The organism is Mesorhizobium sp. WSM4810, assembly GCF_055811235.1.
In genome coordinates, this window is record NZ_JBVVQV010000015.1 from 29,750 (window position 1) to 48,430 (window position 18,681).

The 18,681-nt window shown below is 63.9% G+C and carries 10 protein-coding genes and 1 pseudogene; 5 read left to right on the plus strand and 6 right to left on the minus strand.

Features of this window, described 5'->3' with window-relative positions:
• Window positions 1-133 precede the first annotated feature (133 nt).
• On the minus strand, window positions 134-1,813 hold the full coding sequence (locus tag AC0L3O_RS21110; protein WP_473616509.1) for an electron transfer flavoprotein-ubiquinone oxidoreductase: 1,680 nt from the start codon (window positions 1,811-1,813) through the stop codon (window positions 134-136).
• A gap of 247 nt (window positions 1,814-2,060) precedes the next feature.
• On the opposite strand from AC0L3O_RS21110, the gene AC0L3O_RS21115 reads away from it, so the two are divergent.
• From AC0L3O_RS21115 to AC0L3O_RS21125, 3 genes are all read left to right on the plus strand, one after another.
• Entirely contained in the window at window positions 2,061-2,705 is a 645-nt protein-coding gene (locus AC0L3O_RS21115) for a hypothetical protein (protein ID WP_128168068.1), read from the plus strand.
• A gap of 127 nt (window positions 2,706-2,832) precedes the next feature.
• Window positions 2,833-3,720, plus strand: a complete 888-nt coding sequence (locus AC0L3O_RS21120; RefSeq protein ID WP_473616511.1) for a uracil-DNA glycosylase — start codon at window positions 2,833-2,835, stop codon at window positions 3,718-3,720.
• Window positions 3,721-3,988: 268 nt separating this feature from the next.
• Window positions 3,989-4,801, plus strand: coding sequence for a helix-turn-helix domain-containing protein (locus AC0L3O_RS21125; RefSeq protein WP_473616512.1), 813 nt, complete (start codon window positions 3,989-3,991; stop codon window positions 4,799-4,801).
• On the opposite strand, the gene AC0L3O_RS21130 is transcribed toward AC0L3O_RS21125, so the two are convergent.
• A complete protein-coding gene (locus AC0L3O_RS21130; RefSeq protein WP_473616555.1) occupies window positions 4,802-5,704 on the minus strand; it encodes a DMT family transporter in 903 nt (300 codons plus the stop codon).
• Between the two features lie 44 nt (window positions 5,705-5,748).
• A pseudogene (locus tag AC0L3O_RS21135) lies at window positions 5,749-8,054 on the minus strand (xanthine dehydrogenase family protein molybdopterin-binding subunit).
• 155 nt (window positions 8,055-8,209) lie between these two features.
• On the opposite strand from AC0L3O_RS21135, the gene pepN reads away from it, so the two are divergent.
• Together pepN and AC0L3O_RS21145 are read left to right on the plus strand one after the other, a co-directional pair.
• On the plus strand, window positions 8,210-10,855 hold the full coding sequence (pepN, locus tag AC0L3O_RS21140) for an aminopeptidase N (RefSeq protein WP_473616513.1): 2,646 nt from the start codon (window positions 8,210-8,212) through the stop codon (window positions 10,853-10,855).
• A 317-nt stretch (window positions 10,856-11,172) separates the two neighbouring features.
• Complete coding sequence (locus tag AC0L3O_RS21145; RefSeq protein ID WP_473616515.1) at window positions 11,173-13,500, plus strand: PAS domain-containing sensor histidine kinase; 2,328 nt, start codon at window positions 11,173-11,175, stop codon at window positions 13,498-13,500.
• 67 nt (window positions 13,501-13,567) lie between these two features.
• Here AC0L3O_RS21145 and AC0L3O_RS21150 read toward each other — a convergent pair whose 3' ends face one another.
• Genes AC0L3O_RS21150 through AC0L3O_RS21160 form a run of 3 tightly spaced genes read right to left on the minus strand, consistent with a single transcriptional unit; the run spans window position 13,568 to window position 18,670 of the window.
• A complete protein-coding gene (locus AC0L3O_RS21150; RefSeq protein WP_473616516.1) occupies window positions 13,568-16,525 on the minus strand; it encodes a bifunctional [glutamine synthetase] adenylyltransferase/[glutamine synthetase]-adenylyl-L-tyrosine phosphorylase in 2,958 nt (985 codons plus the stop codon).
• The gene (locus tag AC0L3O_RS21155) at window positions 16,525-17,994 is read right to left on the minus strand and encodes a sensor histidine kinase (protein ID WP_287064264.1); all 1,470 of its coding nucleotides are present in this window, start codon (window positions 17,992-17,994) and stop codon (window positions 16,525-16,527) included. The genes AC0L3O_RS21150 and AC0L3O_RS21155 overlap by 1 nt, the downstream gene beginning before the upstream one ends.
• Window position 17,995: 1 nt before the next feature.
• Window positions 17,996-18,670 (minus strand): response regulator transcription factor, encoded by a 675-nt coding sequence (locus AC0L3O_RS21160; RefSeq protein ID WP_023800810.1) that lies wholly within the window; start codon window positions 18,668-18,670, stop codon window positions 17,996-17,998.
• Window positions 18,671-18,681: the final 11 nt, after the last annotated feature.

Below are 18,681 nucleotides of genomic sequence, written 5' to 3' on the forward strand. Positions count from 1 at the left end.
GGTCAGAAAGAATGGAACCACAGGCGCCGCCCCGCTTCAACTTCTTTTAGACGCCGCACATATAATAGGCCTTCACGCGCTTTCATTTTGGTCAACGGGCGAGACGGCCGCCGGGCCGTTCTGGCTTGCTGGGCTACATGTTTTGGTAGACTGGTCCCTCTCCACCTTGTGGCGGCACCCAGGTAATGTTTCGGTTCGGATCCTTGATGTCGCAGGTCTTGCAGTGGACGCAGTTCTGCGCGTTGATGACGAAGCGCACGTCCTTCGCCGCGGGATCGGCGGCGGCGTTGCCATCCTTGTCGACCCATTCGTAGACGCCGGCCGGGCAGTAGCGTGTCGAGGGCCCGGCATAGACATCGTGCTCGGAACGCCGCTGCAGATCCATATCCGCGACCAGCAGGTGGACAGGCTCGTTTTCCTCGTGGTTGGTGTTGGACAGAAACACCGAGGACAGGCGGTCGAAGGTGAGCACGCCATCCGGCTTCGGATAGGAGATCTTCTTATGCCTGGCGGCCGGCTCCAGCGTCGCATAATCGGCCTTGCCGTGCTTCAGCGTGCCGAAAGGCGAGAACCCGAACAGCGAATTCAGCCACATGTCGAGACCGCCGATGCCGACGCCGACGACGGTGCCGAAGCGCGACCACAACGGCTTAACGTTGCGCACCTTCTTCAAATCCTTGCCGATGTCGGTTGCCCGCCATGCCGCCTCGTAAGAAGCCAGTTCGTCATTGGCGCGGCCGGCGCCGATCGCCTCGGCGACATGCTCGGCCGCCAGCATTCCGGAGAGCACGGCATTGTGCGAGCCCTTGATGCGCGGCACGTTGACGAAGCCGGCAGCACAACCGATCAGCGCGCCACCGGGGAAGGACAGTTTCGGCACCGACTGCCAGCCGCCCTCGGTGATGGCACGGGCGCCATAGCCGAGCCGCTTGCCGCCCTCGAATGTGGCCCTGATCGCCGGGTGGGTCTTGAAGCGCTGGAACTCGTCGAACGGCGACAGGTAGGGGTTCTTGTAGTTGAGGTGGACGACGAAGCCGACCGCCACCTGGTTGTCCTCCAGATGGTAGAGGAAGGAGCCGCCGCCGGTCTTCATGTCGAGCGGCCAGCCGAAGGAGTGCTGGACAAGGCCCGGCCGATGGTTCTCCGGCTTGACCTGCCAGAGCTCCTTGAGACCGATGCCGTATTTGCCGGGCTCGCGGCCGTCGGAAAGATGATATTTGGCAATCAACTGCTTGGCCAGCGAGCCGCGCGCGCCCTCGCCGATCAGCACATATTTGCCCATCAGCGCCATGCCCGGCGCGAAGCCCGGGCCTTGCGTGCCATCCTTCTCGACGCCCATATCGCCGGTGACAACGCCGGTGACCGCGCCCTCGTCACTGTAAATGAGGTCCACGGCGGCAAAGCCCGGATAGACCTCGACGCCCAGCGCCTCGGCCTTGGTCGCCAACCAGCGGCAGACATTGCCGAGCGAAACGATGTAGTTGCCGTGGTTGTTCATCAGCGGCGGCATCAGGATATTGGGCAGACGGAACGAACCGGCGGGGCCGAGGACCAGGAAATGGTCTGCGGTGACCGGCGTCTTGAACGGATGTCCCTCTTCGTCACGCCAGCCCGGCAGCAGCCGGTCGATGCCGATCGGATCGACGACGGCGCCGGACAGGATGTGAGCGCCGACTTCGCCGCCCTTTTCCAGGACGACGACGGAAAGCTCGGGATTGACCTGCTTGAGACGGATCGCGGCCGAGAGGCCGGCCGGACCGGCGCCGACGATGACCACGTCGAATTCCATGCTTTCGCGTTCGATCTCGCTCATCAACCCCTCACTGGCTGCCGCATTTGCGCATCTTGCTGGCTTATCCGCTGCATAGCGCATCAATTCGCGACGCGAAACCGGCGCTGACGTGACAATGCCGATTTCGTCAAAAGGCCGCGCATCGTACTACAAAATCGCGATTTGCGGGTCCACCAACATCGATCCGGGTCAAGCCAGTCCAAAGAGAGCCGTTGCCCTGATTTTTTTTAATTGTTCGGCGGCTTGCTTATCGGCCATACTTCGCACCATGCGCACATACGGGCCATCCGGCTTTTCATCGACGCGCTTTTTTTCGCCGCCCGGACGGGTTTGCCGGGCGCTCGTTTTGGCCCTTTTGCCGCTGGCGTCCGTTGGCGCCCACGCCGAGCCGCAAAGGGTCTGGGTGGCCGGAGCCTACTCCTTTTCCGACGAGCTGGGCGGCTTCCGCATCACCAGCGCCTCGGGCATCGGGACAAAGGAGGACCCGCTTGTCATCACCGAAGAGTTGAATTCGGCGACACCAGTGACACTGACGATCCGCACGACGAAGCCGATCCACCCCTTCGGCACTGCGGGCCAATTTGCCAACGGCCTCATGTACATGCGCATCGACGTGCTCAACAACAGCGGCCAGGCCTGGGTCGAGTTCCAATTCGAGCTCCAGGAGATACTCCACCGGCCGAGCGTGTTCGGCGACGGCCTGTCGTTCGACCAGCGCAACAAAACGCCTGACAACATCTGGTCGAGCAGCTTTGCCGATTTCGATCGCGACTTCGAACCCTATGACCGGCTGCTGTTCAAGAGCGGCAAGATCGACCCGTTGAAGACGGCAAAATTCGATTACCTGATCACCGACTACACACCACGCTGGACGTTCTATCTGGTGCAGGATCCGCGTATACCGTCGAGCTGAACTACTTCGTCATACTGGGTCTTCGCAACGTCTCTTCGCTCATGCTCCGCCCGACGATGACGAAATCATGAAGCATCGCGCCAATCACGATGTTGCAAATTCCTGCCGCGCGACTGAATGTGAAAGCATGACTGCCGTTTCCCGAGACAACCGACCTGATATTGCCGAGCTGCTGGCCTTCTACGCCAGCGCCGGCGTCGATGAAGCGCTCGAAGAGGAGCCGCTGAACAGGTTTGCCGAGGCTGCGTCAAAGCCGCCTGAGCGGGCGCCAGCGACAGTTACGCCGCCAACCGGTGAGAACGCAGCGCTGCCACGCTCGACAAGCCTGTCACGCGCCGGAATGGGCGAAAGGCAAGCTGCGGCGCCGGCGGTGCGCGCGCCGTCCGGTACGGCGACAGTGCCCGACGAGCAGCAAGCGGCATTGGCGCGACACCTGGCGACGACGGCGGCAACCCTGGACGAACTTCGCCAGCACATGGCGGCATTCGACGGCTGCAACCTCAAATTCACCGCCAAGAACCTGGTGTTCGCCGATGGCAATCCGAATGCCGCGGTGATGCTGGTCGGCGAGGCACCCGGGCGCGACGAGGACATCGAGGGATTGCCGTTCGTCGGCCGCTCGGGCCGGCTGCTCGACCGGATGCTGGCCGCGATCGGCCTCGACCGGACCTCGGCCTACATCGCCAATGTGATTCCCTGGCGGCCGCCGGGCAACCGCACGCCGACGCCGCACGAGACCGAGATTTGCCGGCCGTTCATCGAACGGCAGATCGAGCTGGTCAATCCGAAGGTGCTGGTCAATTTGGGCGGCCCCTCGGCAAGCACCCTTCTCAACACCACAGAGGGCATCCTGCGGCTGCGCGGCAACTGGCGCGTCCACACGACCGCCGCCGGCATTGCCATCCCCGCCATGCCAACGCTTCATCCGGCGTATCTCTTGCGAACCCCCGCGCACAAGAAGCTGGCGTGGCGGGATTTCCTTGAAGTGAAGGCGAAGCTTCGGGCGCTGGGTTGAGGGTTCGAGATTAGCCAGTCTCCCCCCTCGTGGTACCCTCGTGGGGGAGATGGCCGGCAGGCCAGAGGGGGGGCGCGAAGGATGGCCCACTTTCGTGGCCTCCCGATAGGTCGGCGGGACAGCGCCCCCCTCTGCCTTGCCAGGCATCTCCCCCACAAGGGGGAAGATTGGCTGTCATCACCGCTTTCGCAAATCTCCGACGTAGATGCTGTACCTATAACCTCCCCGGTAATTGAAATGCATCTGCGGCCGGCCTAGTCATGCACCCATGACCGCAACCCAGACTTCCGCCGGCAGCCTCATTCGCGAATGGCGCACGCGCCGGCGCATGAGCCAGCTCGACCTCGCCATGGAAGCCGAAATCTCGCAGCGGCATCTGAGTTTCGTGGAAAGCGGCCGCGCGGCACCCTCGCGCGACATGGTGCTGCATCTGGCCGAGCAGCTGTCGATCCCGTTGAGGCAGCGCAACCAGCTCCTGCTGGCCGCGGGCTTTGCCCCCAGCTTCAGCGAGCGTCCGCTCACCGATGCCTCGCTGGCGCCGGCGATGGCGGCGGTCGAGATCGTGCTCAAGGGTCACGAACCCTTCCCGGCTCTGGCTGTCGACCGGCACTGGAACCTGGTGTCGGCAAACGCCGCCATCGGCCCGTTCCTCGCCAACGTCGCCGAGCCTTCCTTGCTGAAGCCGCCAGTCAACGTGCTGCGGCTCAGCCTGCACCCGGGTGGCGTCGCGCCGCGCATCGTCAATCTGGCCGAATGGCGCGCGCATCTTCTCGACCGGCTGAAACACCAGAACGACGCTTCAGGCGACCCGGTTCTGGTCGAACTGGAGCGCGAGCTTCGGACCTATCCGTCCGGCCTGAACGGCGCACGGCCGGTGCCGGTCGAGCCGAACGCGATCGTGCACCCGCTGCGGCTTGCGCATGGCGATGCCGTGCTGTCGTTCATCAGCACCATCACCGTGTTCGGCACGCCGCTCGACGTGACGCTGTCGGAACTGGCGATCGAATCGTTTTTCCCCGCCGATGAGCAGACAAGGACCGTGCTGGTGCGATTGGCGAACGAGCGGGCCGAGCCGTCCTGATCATCCTTGTGGCGGGGTCGCCTGGCGGGTGCGGGCACGTTCAAGGCCCAGTTGCCGCTCGCGCCAGATGATGAAGATGCCGGCGGCAACGACGATCACGCCGCCGATGAGCATATGAACCGTCGGGACGTCGCCGAAGGCGAGATAGCCGACAACGATGCCAAGCAGCATCGACGTGTATTCGAAAGGCGCCACGACCGAGGCCTCGGCATGGCGATAGGCGGCCGTCATCAGAATCTGGGCGAGCCCGCCGCAAAAGCCTGCAGCAATGAGCAGGCCCGCCTGCGCCGGTGTCAGCGCCTGCCAGCCGAACGGCAGCGACAGCAAGGCCAGGAGGCTCGCCGTCACCGAAAACCACAACACGATGGTTGCCGTCGGCTCGCTCTGGACGAGGTTGCGCACCAGCAGCATGGCGACGGCCGAGATCGCTGCCGCGACCAGTGCGGCGATGACGCCGAGCACCTCCTGATCGCCGAGTGCTGCGCCCGAACCCAGCAGCGTCAGTTCCGGCCATGAGATGACCAGCACCCCGACCAGTCCGACCGCAACCGCGCTCCAGCGATAGACGCGGATCGCTTCGCCGAGGAAGATCGAACTGAACACCACCACCAGCAGCGGCTGTGCGTAGTTCAGCGCGATCGCTTCCGGCAGCGGCAGCCGAATCAGCGCGAAGAAGCCGAGCCCCATGGCGCAGACGCCGACAACGCCGCGCGCAATGTGGTTGAGCGGGCGCTTGGTCGAAAATGCGGTGCCAAGTTTTCCCTGGAAGGCCAGGAAGACGACGATCGGAAAGATGGCGAAGAACGAGCGGAAGAAGACGATCTGGCCCGCCGGCACCGTGCCCGCCGCCTTGATGCAGGACGACATGGCGACGAAGACCGCCACCGACGCGATCTTGAGCATGATCCCGGTCAGCGTGTTGTGCCCGCCGGGATGGTCCGTCGGGTTCACTTGGCAGCTGCTTCCTGGATCGCCGCCCAGATGCGCGCCGGCGTTGCCGGCATGTCGATGTGCCTGATGCCGTAGGCGCGATAGAGCGCATCCGTCACCGCGTTGAGCGCGGCCGGCGTCGCTCCGATCGTGCCTGCCTCGCCTGCCCCCTTGATGCCGAGCGCATTGGTGGTCGAGGGCACGTTGCGGGTCTCGAAATGGAAGAACGGCAAATCGTCGGCGCGCGGCATGGCATAGTCCATGAAACTTGCCGTCAACAGCTGCCCGTCCTCGTCATAGACCGTGTTCTCGGTCAGCGCCTGGCCGATGCCCTGGACGACGCCGCCATGCACCTGGCCGGCCAGCAGCATAGGGTTCACGGTGACGCCGAAATCGTCGACGATCGTATAGCGGACAATTTCCGTCACGCCGGTGTCGGGATCGATCTCGACCTCGCAGATGTGGGTGCCGTTCGGATAGGTGCATTCGTCCTGCACGAACTCGCCAAAGCCCTTGAGATCGTCCGGGTTCTTGGCTGCCTTGGCGATGCTCGAAAAATCGATCGTGCGGTCGGTGCCGACGATGCGAGCAACGCCGTTGGACAATTCGATGTCGTCGGCCGAGGCTTCCAGCTCATCGGCGGCGATGCGCCTGATCTTGATGGCCAGATCCTCGCCGGCGCGAGAAGCTGACACACCGCCAAGCGGAATGGAGCGCGAGCCACCGGTGCCGCCGCCGGCCTTCAGCTCGTCGGTGTCGCCCTGGCGGACATGAATGTTGCCGATGTCGAGATGAAGCTTTTCCGAGAGGAACTGCGCATAGGCGGTCGCATGCCCCTGCCCGTTGGTCTGGGTGCCGATCTTCAGCGTCACCGTGCCGTCGCCGTTCAATTCGACAAAGGCCGGTTCAGAGCCGGGAAAGGCACAGGCCTCGATATAGGTCGCCATGCCGATGCCGCGGATTTTGCCTTCCGCCTTCGACTGCGCCAGTCGCTCCGGGAACGCCTGCCACTCCGCTTGTTCGATGGCGCGGTCCATATGGCCTGCGAATTCACCGGTATCATAGAGGCGGTCGGTCTGCGTGCGGTAAGGAAACTGTTCGGGCCTGATGAAATTGCGCCGGCGGATCTCTTCGACTGGCAAGGCCAGGTCGTGGGCGCAGGCGTCGACGAGCTTTTCCAGCAGGAATGCCGTTCCGGACGGCCGGCGCCGCGGTAGGCATCGACCGGGCAAGTGTTGGTGTAGAGGCCGGTCACCGACACGTCGAGCGCCTGGATGTCGTAGACGCCGGTCGACATGGTGACGCCGATATAGGGGATGAACGGGCCATATTGCGAGATATAGGCACCGATATTGGCGAGGAGATCGACCTTCATGCCGAGAAAGCGGCCGTCCTTGTCCATCGCCATCTCGGCGGTCACGACATTGTCGCGACCTTGCGCATCGGTGAGGAAATGCTCGGTGCGGTCGCCGGCCCATTTCACCGGGCGGCCAAGGCGCCTGGCGGCCTCCAGCACCAGCGGATGCTCGCGATAGACGAAGCTTTTCGGCCCGAAGCCGCCGCCGACATCCGGCGTGATGACGCGCAGCTGATTCTTCTTGATCTTGAATATGTCGGCCAGGATGTACTGCATGGAATGCACGCCCTGCGAGCCTGTGGTCAGCACGAAGCGGTTCTCCTGCGTGTTCCACTCGCCGATCGCCGAACGCGGCTCCATGTAGTTGCAGACCAGCCGGTTGTTGATGAATTCGATGCGGGTGACATACGCCGCCCTGGCGAATGCCGCCGCGGTCTTCGCCTTGTCGCCGATGTGGTAGCTGAAGGCGCGGTTGGAGCCGAGTTCCGGCCAGACAAGCGGCGTGCCTTCGTCAAGCGCCGTGGCGGTGCCGGACGCGGCATCCTCGCCCTCGTATTCGACCTCGATCAGTTCGGCCGCGTCCTGCGCCAGCGCGCGGCTGTCGGCGACGACGAAGGCGACGGCGTCGCCGACATAATTGACCCGGTCGCGGCAAAGGACCGGAATGTCGCGGGTCGGCGCCTTGGTGCCGTCCGGCTGCCTCTGCATGACGCCGGATTTCAGCTTGCCGAGATGAGCAAGATCCGCACCGGTCAGCACCAGATGGACGCCAGATGCCGCCTTGGCCGCCTCGGTCGAACCGAGGGTGAAGCTTGCCTTGGCCACCGGCGAGCGCAGGACATAGCCGTGCAGGAGGCCGGCCGGTTGGATGTCGTCCGTATAGCGGCCGAGACCCTTGATGAAGGCCTGGTCCTCGCGACGCAGCACAGAGGCGCCCATGCCGAATTTCGGTGTGACGACGGTCATGGATACCTCGCGACGATGATTGGAAAACGAGTGCCTGAAATAGGCGCTGCGCCAGTTTTGTCGAGTGACGGTTTCGTGTAAAGAGCGCGTGCTTCACATTTCTTCGACCAGCGGACCCACCTGCCGCTGCGGGAATCGACAGGAAAACCAACGGAATGCGCACGGACACCGGCCAGGTCTTCAAGCTCGAAGACTATCGCCCCACCGACTATCTCATTCCGGAAACCGGCCTGACTTTCCGGCTGTCGCCGGAAGCCACGCGCGTCATCGCCGTGCTGACGGTCGAGCGCCGCGACGGCGTCGCGGCGTCAATGCCGCTGGTGCTGGACGGCGATGGCCTGACGCTCAGCCGCATCGCAATCGACGGCCAGACACTTGCGCCGGCCGATTTTTTCGCCACGCCCGATCAGTTGACGATCACCACGCCGCCTACAGCAGCCCGCTTCCAGCTGCTGATCGAAACCGAGCTGGCGCCGGCGCACAACGAAGCCCTGATGGGCCTCTATCGCTCGAGCAACGTCTATTGCACGCAATGCGAGGCCGAGGGCTTTCGGCGCATTACCTATTTTCTCGACCGTCCCGATATCCTGTCGGTCTATACGGTGCGCATCGAGGCGCCGCACCACGAGTCGCCACTGCTTCTTTCCAACGGCAACCCGGCTGGCGGCGGCGAACTTGCCGACGGCTGGCACTATGCAGTCTGGCACGACCCCTTCCCCAAGCCGTCCTATCTGTTCGCGCTGGTCGCAGGCGCTCTCGGCAAGGTCGCGGACAGCTTCGTCACATTGTCCGGCCGCGAGGTCGAGCTCGGCATCTTTGTCGAGCCGGGCAAGGAGCGGCTCGCCGGCTACGCCATGGACGCCCTGAAACGGTCGATGAAATGGGACGAGGAAGCGTTCGGCCGCGAATACGACCTCGACGTCTTCAACATCGTCGCCGTGTCCGACTTCAACATGGGCGCGATGGAGAACAAGGGCCTCAACATCTTCAACGACAAGTATGTGCTGGCCGACCAGGAGACCGCAACGGACGCCGATTTCGCCAATATCGAGGCGATCATCGCGCACGAGTATTTCCACAATTGGACTGGCAACCGAATCACTTGCCGTGACTGGTTCCAGCTTTGCCTGAAGGAAGGGCTGACGGTTTTCCGCGATCACGAATTCTCCGCCGACCAGCGATCGCAAGCGGTGAAACGCATTGCCGAAGTGCGCACGCTCAAGGCACATCAGTTTCCCGAAGACCAGGGACCGCTGGCGCATCCAGTGCGACCGCGCCGCTACCGCGAGATCAACAATTTCTACACGGCGACAGTCTACGAAAAGGGCTCGGAAGTGGTGCGCATGATCCGCACCATTCTCGGCGCCGAGACGTTCCGGGCCGGCATGGATCTCTATTTCGAGCGCCATGACGGCGAGGCTGCGACAATCGAGGACTTCATCAAGGTGTTCGAGGATGTGTCCGGGCGCGACCTCGCGCAATTTTCGCTGTGGTACCATCAGGCCGGCACGCCCAATCTGACCATCAGTTCGACGCACAATGCGGCGGCCCAGGAATTCACGCTCGAGATCGAGCAGTCGGTGCCGCCAACGCCGTCCGAAAGCCGCAAGCGGCTGATGCATATCCCGCTGGCCTTCAGCCTGGTCGGCACCGACGGCAAAGCGATAGAATATAGCGGCGTCGAGGGCGCCAGCGTCGAGGACGGCGTCATCCATATCCGCAGGCGCCGGCACATGGTGCGCTTCTCGGGCGTCACTGAGCGCCCGGCGATGTCGCTCAACCGCGGCTTCTCGGCGCCGGTGACGCTTTCCGTCGAGCAGAGGGCCGACGATCAGTTCTTCCTTGCTGGCCATGACAACGATACCTTCTCGCGCTGGCAGGCGTTCAACACGCTTTTGACCGAGGCTCTGATATCCACCTTCCGCCAGGTCCTTGACGGCAAGCAGCCCGGTTTCGCATCGCGGTTGATCGAGCTTGCCGGCAAAATAGCCGGCGACGAGACACTCGAACCGGCCTATCGGGCGCTGGCCCTGGCGCTTCCAAGCGAAGCCGATATCGCCCGTGACATCGGCAAGAACATCGACCCCGATGCCATTTTCTCGGCCCGCGAGGCGCTGACGGTCGCAATCGCCGAGGCGAATCGGGAGATATTCTCCGGCCTCTACGATCGACTGACCGACAAGGACGCTTTCAGTCCTGATGCGGCAAGCGCCGGTCGCCGGGCGCTGCGCAACACCTTGCTCGACTATCTTTCGCTGCTGCAAGGAGGTGCGACGCTTGCGGCCCGGCATTTCCAGTCCGCGACCAACATGACCGACCGCGCCGCCGCATTGAGCGTGCTTGCGCTGCGCCATGGCGGTTCGCCCGAGACGGTCAAGGCGCTGGCGGAGTTCGAAGCGAAATATGCGACCGATCCGCTGGTGATGGACAAATGGTTCCATATCCAGGCCAGCGTGCCGGGCCCGCAAACCATTCATGCGGTGCGCGCCCTGACCGGCCACCCGGCCTTCTCGATGGCCAACCCGAACCGGGTGCGCTCGCTCGTCGGCACGTTTTCCAGCGCCAACCAGACCGGCTTCCATCGCGCCGACGGCGAAGGCTACCGGTTTTTCGTCGAAACGGTCCTGCAGGTCGAAAAGCGCAACCCGCAATTGGCCGCCAGGCTGGCGACGGCACTCAGATCATGGCGCTCGCTGGAACCTGCCCGGCAGGGCAAGGCAAGGGAAGCGCTGCTTTCGATTGCCAATACCGAGAACCTGTCGGCCGATTTGCGCGACATCGTCGAGCGCACGCTGGCGTAAGGTGTGTCGATATTCAGGTGATGCCGGCCTGCGAACGGCGGTTTCCTGCGCTTCCGGTGCTCACGTACCCAAAAGTACGGTCCGCTCCGGTTCTCGGAATCCACCGTTCTCGGCGCGGCCTGACCTGAATCTCAACACACCTTAGAAGGTTGCCGCCCGGCATCATCGGGCGGGAAAGTCCATTATTTTAGTCGATTTTTAATCTTTTTTCGCTGCGCCTCTGGACAAGCCGAATCACCTTTGATTCTTTAGCTGAAGATTCGGAAGTGCGGCGTCGCCGGATCGTCAAGCAGATTTAAAATCGGGGAGAGCCATTTATGGCGAAGGCGGACGCGTGGGGCGCGCCCGGAGGGACGGGTTTTGAGCAGCGTGAGGCGGGAAGCGACGGTCTCGCCGGCAATGCGCGGCTGATCGCCGAACCCGCCTACCGACGGCTTCTGGCAGCCGAGCCATTGCTGCGCCGATCGATACCGGCCCTCATCATCATTTTCCTGATTGTCATCGCGGCACTGCGGTTCCTGTCGCTGATGCACGAGCGCGACGACGTGGAACGCGACGCCAAGGCGATCCTCTCGCTCGCGGCGGGCCAACTGGCCAGTTCGATCAGCGTCGATGCGAGCATGACCTCGACGCCTGGCGCGACGCAGGACCTGTTGGAGGGCATCAGCCGTCAGGGCGCCATGGGCCGAAGCCACGTGCTTGCGGTCACCGACAGCGCGTTCAAGATCGTTGCCGTGACACCGCAATCGACGGGCTGGGAAGGGCGGTCGCTCGACGCCATCGCCCAGGGCGGTCAACCGCTGTTCATGTTCGGTGACCGCGCCGGGGTGATGGAGGTCAGCATCGGCGGCCAGGACTGGTATGGCGCGGTGAGCCTGGCAAATGGCAGGAATGGTGCTGCCGCAGCGCTCGTTCCGCAGGATGCGGTCTTCGACACGTGGCGCAAGACCGTTTCGCTCAACGTCACGCTGTTCGTGCTGACGGCCGGCGTGCTGATCATCGTCCTCTATGCCTATTTCGGCCAGGCGGCGCGCGCCCAGACCGCCGACCGCATCTATCTCGAAGCGCACCAGCGCATCGACATGGCGCTGGTGCGCGGCCGCTGCGGCCTGTGGGACTGGGACATGGTGCGCGGCAAGATGTACTGGTCGCGTTCGATGTACGACATGCTGGGCTATGAGCCCTGCGACACGATGCTGTCGTTCGGCGAGGTCGACGGGATCATCCATCCCGAGGACGGCGACCTATTCCAACTCGCCAACAGGATCGTCGCACGAGAGATCGACCACATCGACCAAGTGTTCCGGATGCGCCACGCCGACGGACAATGGGTGTGGATGCGCGCAAGAGCGCAGGTGATCGACCCGGAAGCGCCGGAGATCCAGTTGATCGGCATCGCCGTCGACGTCACCGAGCAGCGGCATTTGGCGCTGCGCTCCGAGGCCGCGGATCTTCGCCTGCGAACGGCCATCGAAAACATCAACGAATCCTTCGTGCTCTGGGATTCGGCCCAGCGCCTGATCATGTGCAATTCCAAGTACCAGCAGGACAACGGCCTGTCGGATCGCGACGTAATGCCGGGCGCCTCGCGCGCCGTTCTCGAAGATCGCATGCTTGCCTTCGCCTCGGAGCGCCGGCTTGCCAACACCAACGGGCAGCAAGGCGGCGTGACCTTCGAGCGGCAGCTTGCCGATGGCCGCTGGCTGCAGGTGAACGAATTGCGGACCAGGGACGGCGGCACCGTCTCGGTCGGCTCCGACATCACCCAGATCAAGCTGCACCAGGAGAAGCTGGTCGACAGCGAGCGCCGGCTGATGGCGACGATCCACGATCTCAGCCTTGCCCGCCGGGCAGAGGAAGAGCGGTCGCGCGAACTGGTCGAGCTCAATCACAAATACATGAAGGAAACCGAGCGCGCCGAGGCCGCGAACCGGGCCAAATCCGAGTTCCTGGCCAACATGTCGCATGAATTGCGCACGCCGCTCAACGCGATCATCGGCTTCTCCGAACTGATGGAACAGGCGCTGTTCGGGCCCCTGGGTTCGCCGCGCTACGAGGAATACGCCACCGACATCAACGGCAGCGGCAAATATCTTCTGGGCGTCATCAACGACATCCTCGACATGTCGAAGATCGAGGCCGGCCAGTTCTCGATGGATCAGGAGGAGATCGACCTCTGCCCGCTGATGCGGGAAACGGTGCGCGTCATCTCGCTGCAGGCGGCGGAAAATTCGATCACCGTCGAAACACGCATCCCCGATTCGCTGACGCTGTTCGCCGACCGCCGGGCGATCAAGCAGATCATCATCAACCTGCTGTCGAATGCGGTGAAGTTCACCGGCCAGGGCGGCCGCATTGCGGTAAGGGCCCGCAACACCTCCAGCGCTCTGGTGCTGACGATCGAAGACAATGGCTGCGGCATCCCGAAGGAGGCGCTGAGCAAGCTCGGGCGGCCGTTCGAGCAGGTGCAGAACCAGTTTTCCAAGAGCCATGCCGGTTCCGGCCTTGGCCTTGCCATCTCACGCTCGTTGGCCGAGCTTCAGGGCGGCGCCTTGAAAATCCGCTCCACCGAAGGCACCGGCACGATCGTGTCGGTGCGCATTCCGACCAGGAAGCCGACGCAGCCAGTCAGGGCCGCCGCCTGACTAGTGAATAGTGAATAGTGAAATAGTCAGTAGTGAATATCTAATTCCATTCACCATTCACTACTCACTACTCATTCACACGAAGCAAAAAGCCAAAATCCTTCCTGACATTTTGCGACGTCTCCTTGAGGTGCGCTTCCAGCACCCCGAAATCCGGCAGGTCGGTGACCGCCAGTAGCAGATCCGAAAGCCCCGGCGGAACGTCGTCGCGTTCGAATACGCCGGTGAGGCAGAGCCGCGTCATCTGGGTCAGCGCCAGATAGAGCGCATAGGCATCGCAAAGCTCCTGCCTGATCTGCGCCTCGGCGAAATCCGGCGCCAGCCTCGACAGCACGTCCGCCGTCCCGGTGACCCGGCGGCCGGCTTCGACCTTTCCCGTGATCACCGCCACCTGCGCGATGAATTCGAGATCGATGAGACCACCCGGGATCAGCTTGATCTCCCAGAGATCGCGCGGCGGTTTTTCCTTCTCGATCATCGCGCGCATCTCGGCCGCCTCGGCCATCACCTTGGCGCTGTCGCGCGGCAGGGCAAGCACCTGTGCCACTTCGGTCTCGACCTCGGCGCACAGCGCTTGATCGCCGCCGATCGCGCGGGCCCTTGACAGCGCCATATGCTCCCAGGTCCAGGCGTCCTTGCGCTGGTACTTCTTGAAGGCATCGACATGGGTCGCCACCGGCCCCTTGTTGCCGGACGGCCGCAAGCGAAGGTCGAGTTCGTAGAGAACGCCCTCGGCGGTCGGCGCGGACACCGCAGCGATCAGCCGCTGCGTCATCCTGGCGTAATAGTGCGACGGGGCGAGCGGCTTGTCGCCATCGGATTCGTCGGCATCGGCGTCGTGATCATAAAGCAGGATGAGGTCGACGTCTGAGCCGGCCGTCAATTCGCGGCTGCCGAGCTTGCCCATGCCGAGCAGCGCAACCGTGCCGCCGGCGATGCGACCGTGGCGTAGCGCGAACTCGGCGATGACCGCCCGCAGCGCCGCGTCGATGGTGAGATCGGCCAGATCGGAAAAGGCACGGCCGGCGCGCGCCGGATCGATCGAGCCGGCAAGCAGCCTGACGCCGATCAGGAATTTTTGCTCGGACGCAAAGATGCGCAAGCGGTCGAGCACGTCCTCATAGGCCCTGTCGCCTTCGAGAAACGCGGCGAGACGGCCGGACAGATAGGCGCGGTCCGGCAGTTCGGTCAAAAGGGCCGGATCAAGCAGGCCGTCAAACACGTGCGGCCGGCGTGTGATGATGGCGGCCAGCCGGGGCGCCGCGCCCATGATGGTCGCCAGCAGCTTCAGCAGAGCCGGATTGGAGTGGAGCAGCGAGAACAGCTGAATGCCGGCGGGCAGACCGGCAAGGAATTCGTCGAAGCGTATCAACGCCTCGTCCGCGCGGCGCGTCTGGCCGAAGGATTGCAGCAGCGCCGGCGTCAGTTCGGTCAACCGCTCGCGCGCCTCGGCTGACTGGGTGACGCGATAGCGGCCGAAATGCCAGCCGCGGATGACGCGGCAGATGTCGCTCGCCCGCTGGAATCCCAATCTCTGCAGGGTCTGCAACGTATCGGGGTCGTCGACATCGCCGGTAAAGACCAGATTGCCGATGCCCGCCGAAAGCTCGGGCGCGGTCTCGAAAAGCGCTGCGTAGTGGCGTTCGACCTGATGGAGTGCGGCGCGGAACGCCTCGGCAAAGGTCGCCGCATCGGCAAAACCGAGCAGGCGGGCAATGCGTTCGAGCCCTTCGTCATCGTCCGGCAGTATGTGGATCTGCTCGTCGGCGACCATCTGAACGGCGTGCTCGACGCGGCGCAGGAGCCAGTACTGCCTTGTGAGCGTATCGCGCGCATCGGCAGTGATCCAGCCGCGTGCCGCAAGCTGGCCAAGCATCGGCACCGTCTCGCGGCCGCGCAGTTCGGGGAAGCGGCCGCCGGCGATGAGCTGCTGGGTCTGGACGAAGAACTCGATCTCGCGGATGCCGCCGCGGCCGAGCTTGACGTTGTGGCCCTTCACCGCGATCTCGCCAAGACCCTTGTGGGCATGGATCTGGCGCTTGATCGAATGGACGTCGGCGATCGCCGCATAGTCCATGTATTTGCGCCAGATGTAGGGCTGGAGCTCCTTCAGGAACGCAGTGCCGGCGGCGACATCGCCGGCCACCGGACGCGCCTTGATCATTGCGGCCCTCTCCCAGTTCTGGCCCCGCGCCTCGTAGTAGCGCAGCGCCGCCTCGACCGGGATCGCCAGCGGCGTCGAACCGGGGTCGGGACGAAGCCTGAGGTCGGTGCGGAAAACATAGCCGTGTTCGGTGCGGTCCTGGAGCATGCGGACCAGCCGGCGGGTCAGGCGCGAAAACAGCTCCGTCGCATCGAGCGGATCGACGACTGCTGGCGCTTGCGGGTCGAAGAAAACGACGAGATCGATGTCGGAGGAGAAGTTCAGCTCATGCGCGCCAAGCTTGCCCATGCCGAGCAGGATCCAGCCCGACCGGCGCGCCGGATCCTCGAGATCCGGCAGTTTGAGCTTGCCTTGTCGGTGCGCGTCGCGAAGCAGGAAGTCGACGGCAGCGCGGGTGCAGGCGTCGGCAAGATCGCTCAGCCGCCGTACTGTGATTGCAGTTTCGGCCTCGCCTGCAAGATCGGCCAGCGCGATCAGGACATGCGCTTCCGCTTTCCATTGCCGCAACTCCATCATCAGGCCGTTTTCAGAGATGGCTTCCGCCCGCGCGGCCTTGCCGATGGCGGCGCCGATCGACGCCAGCCGCGCCTCGACGGTCTCATCGAAAAGCGCATCTAGGATCTGCGGGCGGCGGCGCACCGTGTCGCGCAGGAACGGCGACAGGTCGAAGACTGCCGCGAGAAACTCCTGGACGGCGCCCTCGCCGGCCAGGAATTTCGCCAGCACGGCAAGCCCCTCTTCCTGCGCTGCGGAAGCGATCTCCGACAATTCCCCCCGGGCTCGGTTCTGATCCAGAGGCACGAGCCTTGCCGCCGGCCTCAGAAGCCAGTTGGTGTGTTCCGCAGCCGCCTTCACCGCCATCAGCGATCCTCCCGTTCGGGAAAACTCATGACGACGGATAATCCAGGATTGGCGGGCAGGAGATCAAGCCGCCCTTTGTGGAATGTCATGATCGCCTTGGCGAGGCTGAGGCCGAGACCGGAACCCGGCTGCGAGCGGCTCTTCTCCAGCCGCACGAAACGCTCGGTCGCCCTGGCGCGATCGGCATCGTCGGGAATGCCCTGGCCGTTGTCGGTGACGGAAAGCCTGATTTCGCTGCCGACGCGATCGAGCGCCACGCGAACGGTCGGCTTGGCTGTCGAGTCGGTCGAATATTTGATCGCGTTGTCGACGATGTTCGATAGCGCCTGGCCGATCAGCTCGCGATTGCCTTCAACGGCGAAGCCGTCCTGCACAGAGGTCTCGAGTGTCACTCCCGCCTCCTCCGCCACCGGCTCGTAGAGCTCGACGACATCGCGCACGGAAGCAGCCAGATCGACCCGGCTGGTGATTTCTGAGGAATAGCCCGCCTCCAGCCTTGAGATCATCAGGATGGCGTTGAAGGTCTTTATCAGATGGTCGGACTCGGCGATGGTCGCTTCCAGCGCCTGCCGGTAGGCGGCGGAGTTGTGCTTGCCGGAGAGCGTCGCCTCGGCGCGGTTGCGCAGCCTGGTCAGCGGTGTCTTCAGATCGTGGGCGATGTTGTCGGAGACCTGCTTCAGCCCTTCATTCAGCGTCGCGATCCTGGCCAGCATGGAATTGAGATTTTCGGAGAGCCGATCGAACTCGTCGCCGGCCCCGGTGACCGGCAGCCGGCCGGAAAGGTCGCCGCCCATGATGCGGCGACTGGCCTGCGACACCGAGTCGATGCGCTTCAGCGCCGCGCGGCCGACGAAGAACCAGATCAAAATTCCGCCAAGCGCCATCATGCCGAGCGCCAACGTCAAGGCGCGGCGGATGACGGCGCGGAACCGCTCAGGCTCGCCGAGATCGCGGCCGACCAGCATGATCATCTGGTTCGGCAGGCGCAGCACCAAGGCAATGGCGTTGTGGCCCTTCTCGCCTTCGACCTGGACTTCGCTCTGGCTGGGTTCGTTCGGGTCGGCGATCGGGTTGCGTTGCCGCTCGAGCTCGCCCTCGCCAAAGCGCCGGTAGGAAAACGGCTCCGTCGTCCAGCCCTCGGCCACGAGAACGCCGGGTTCCAGGCTCTGCACGTTGCCGGTCAGGATCTGGCCGTTGGCATCGGCGATCAAATAGAGGTTGGCGCCGGGCTGGCGGGAGCGCTGCTCGACCACCCGCACCAGCAGCGGCAAGCCGCCGCGCTGATAGACCCGGGCGAGGCCGAGCACCTCGTCGTTGATGGTCTCCTGCGTCTGGCCGGTCAGCATGCGCGCCGACAGCGAGGTCATGTAGAAGACGAGCAGCACCGCACAGATGGCGAACAGCAGGAGATAGAGCGCCGAAAGCCGCGCTGCCGTCGTCTTCATGATGGCCGGCATGGAAAGGGCCATGCTAGCCGCTCTTGAGCATATAGCCGGCGCCACGAACCGTGTGCAGGATGGGCTTGTCGAAGCCCTTCTCGATCTTGCCGCGCAGCCGCGAGACGTGAACGTCGATGACGTTGGTCTGCGGATCGAAATGATAGTCCCAGACATTTTCCAGCAGCATGGTGCGCGTCACCACCTGGCCGGCATGGCGCATCAGATATTCGAGCAGGCGGAACTCGCGCGGCTGCAGCGTAATCTCGCGGGCCGCGCGCCGTACCGAATGCGACAGCCTGTCGAGTTCGAGGTCGCCGACCCGGTAGACGGTTTCGGCCTCCCTGGCGCTGGCGCGGCGGTTCAGCACCTCGACCCGGGCCAGAAGCTCGGAAAAGGCATAGGGCTTGGTCAGATAGTCGTCGCCGCCGGCCCGCAAGCCGGTGACCCGGTCGTCGACTTCGCCGAGCGCCGACAGGATCAGCACCGGCGTAGTCTTGCCTCGGGATCTCAGACCGGCGATGACCGACAGGCCGTCACGGCGCGGCAGCATGCGGTCGACGACCATCACGTCATAGTCGCCGGAGTCAGCGAGCGCGAAGCCGGTTTCGCCGTCGCCGGCGACATGGGCGGTATGCCCGGCCTCGGTAAAGGCTTTCTGGAGGTAATCGGCCGCTTCGCGATCGTCTTCTATGACGAGAATCTTCATGGGACCGTTAT

Bases quoted from the DNA above. Each gene is read 5' to 3' on its own strand.
- AC0L3O_RS21110 (WP_473616509.1), bottom strand. From the start codon at position 1,813: ATGAGCGAGATCGAACGCGAAAGCATGGAATTCGACGTGGTCATCGTC.
- AC0L3O_RS21115 (WP_128168068.1), top strand. From the start codon at position 2,061: ATGCGCACATACGGGCCATCCGGCTTTTCATCGACGCGCTTTTTTTCG.
- AC0L3O_RS21120 (WP_473616511.1), top strand. From the start codon at position 2,833: ATGACTGCCGTTTCCCGAGACAACCGACCTGATATTGCCGAGCTGCTG.
- AC0L3O_RS21125 (WP_473616512.1), top strand. From the start codon at position 3,989: ATGACCGCAACCCAGACTTCCGCCGGCAGCCTCATTCGCGAATGGCGC.
- AC0L3O_RS21130 (WP_473616555.1), bottom strand. From the start codon at position 5,704: ATGCTCAAGATCGCGTCGGTGGCGGTCTTCGTCGCCATGTCGTCCTGC.
- pepN (WP_473616513.1), top strand. From the start codon at position 8,210: ATGCGCACGGACACCGGCCAGGTCTTCAAGCTCGAAGACTATCGCCCC.
- AC0L3O_RS21145 (WP_473616515.1), top strand. From the start codon at position 11,173: ATGGCGAAGGCGGACGCGTGGGGCGCGCCCGGAGGGACGGGTTTTGAG.
- AC0L3O_RS21150 (WP_473616516.1), bottom strand. From the start codon at position 16,525: ATGGCGGTGAAGGCGGCTGCGGAACACACCAACTGGCTTCTGAGGCCG.
- AC0L3O_RS21155 (WP_287064264.1), bottom strand. From the start codon at position 17,994: ATGGCCCTTTCCATGCCGGCCATCATGAAGACGACGGCAGCGCGGCTT.
- AC0L3O_RS21160 (WP_023800810.1), bottom strand. From the start codon at position 18,670: ATGAAGATTCTCGTCATAGAAGACGATCGCGAAGCGGCCGATTACCTC.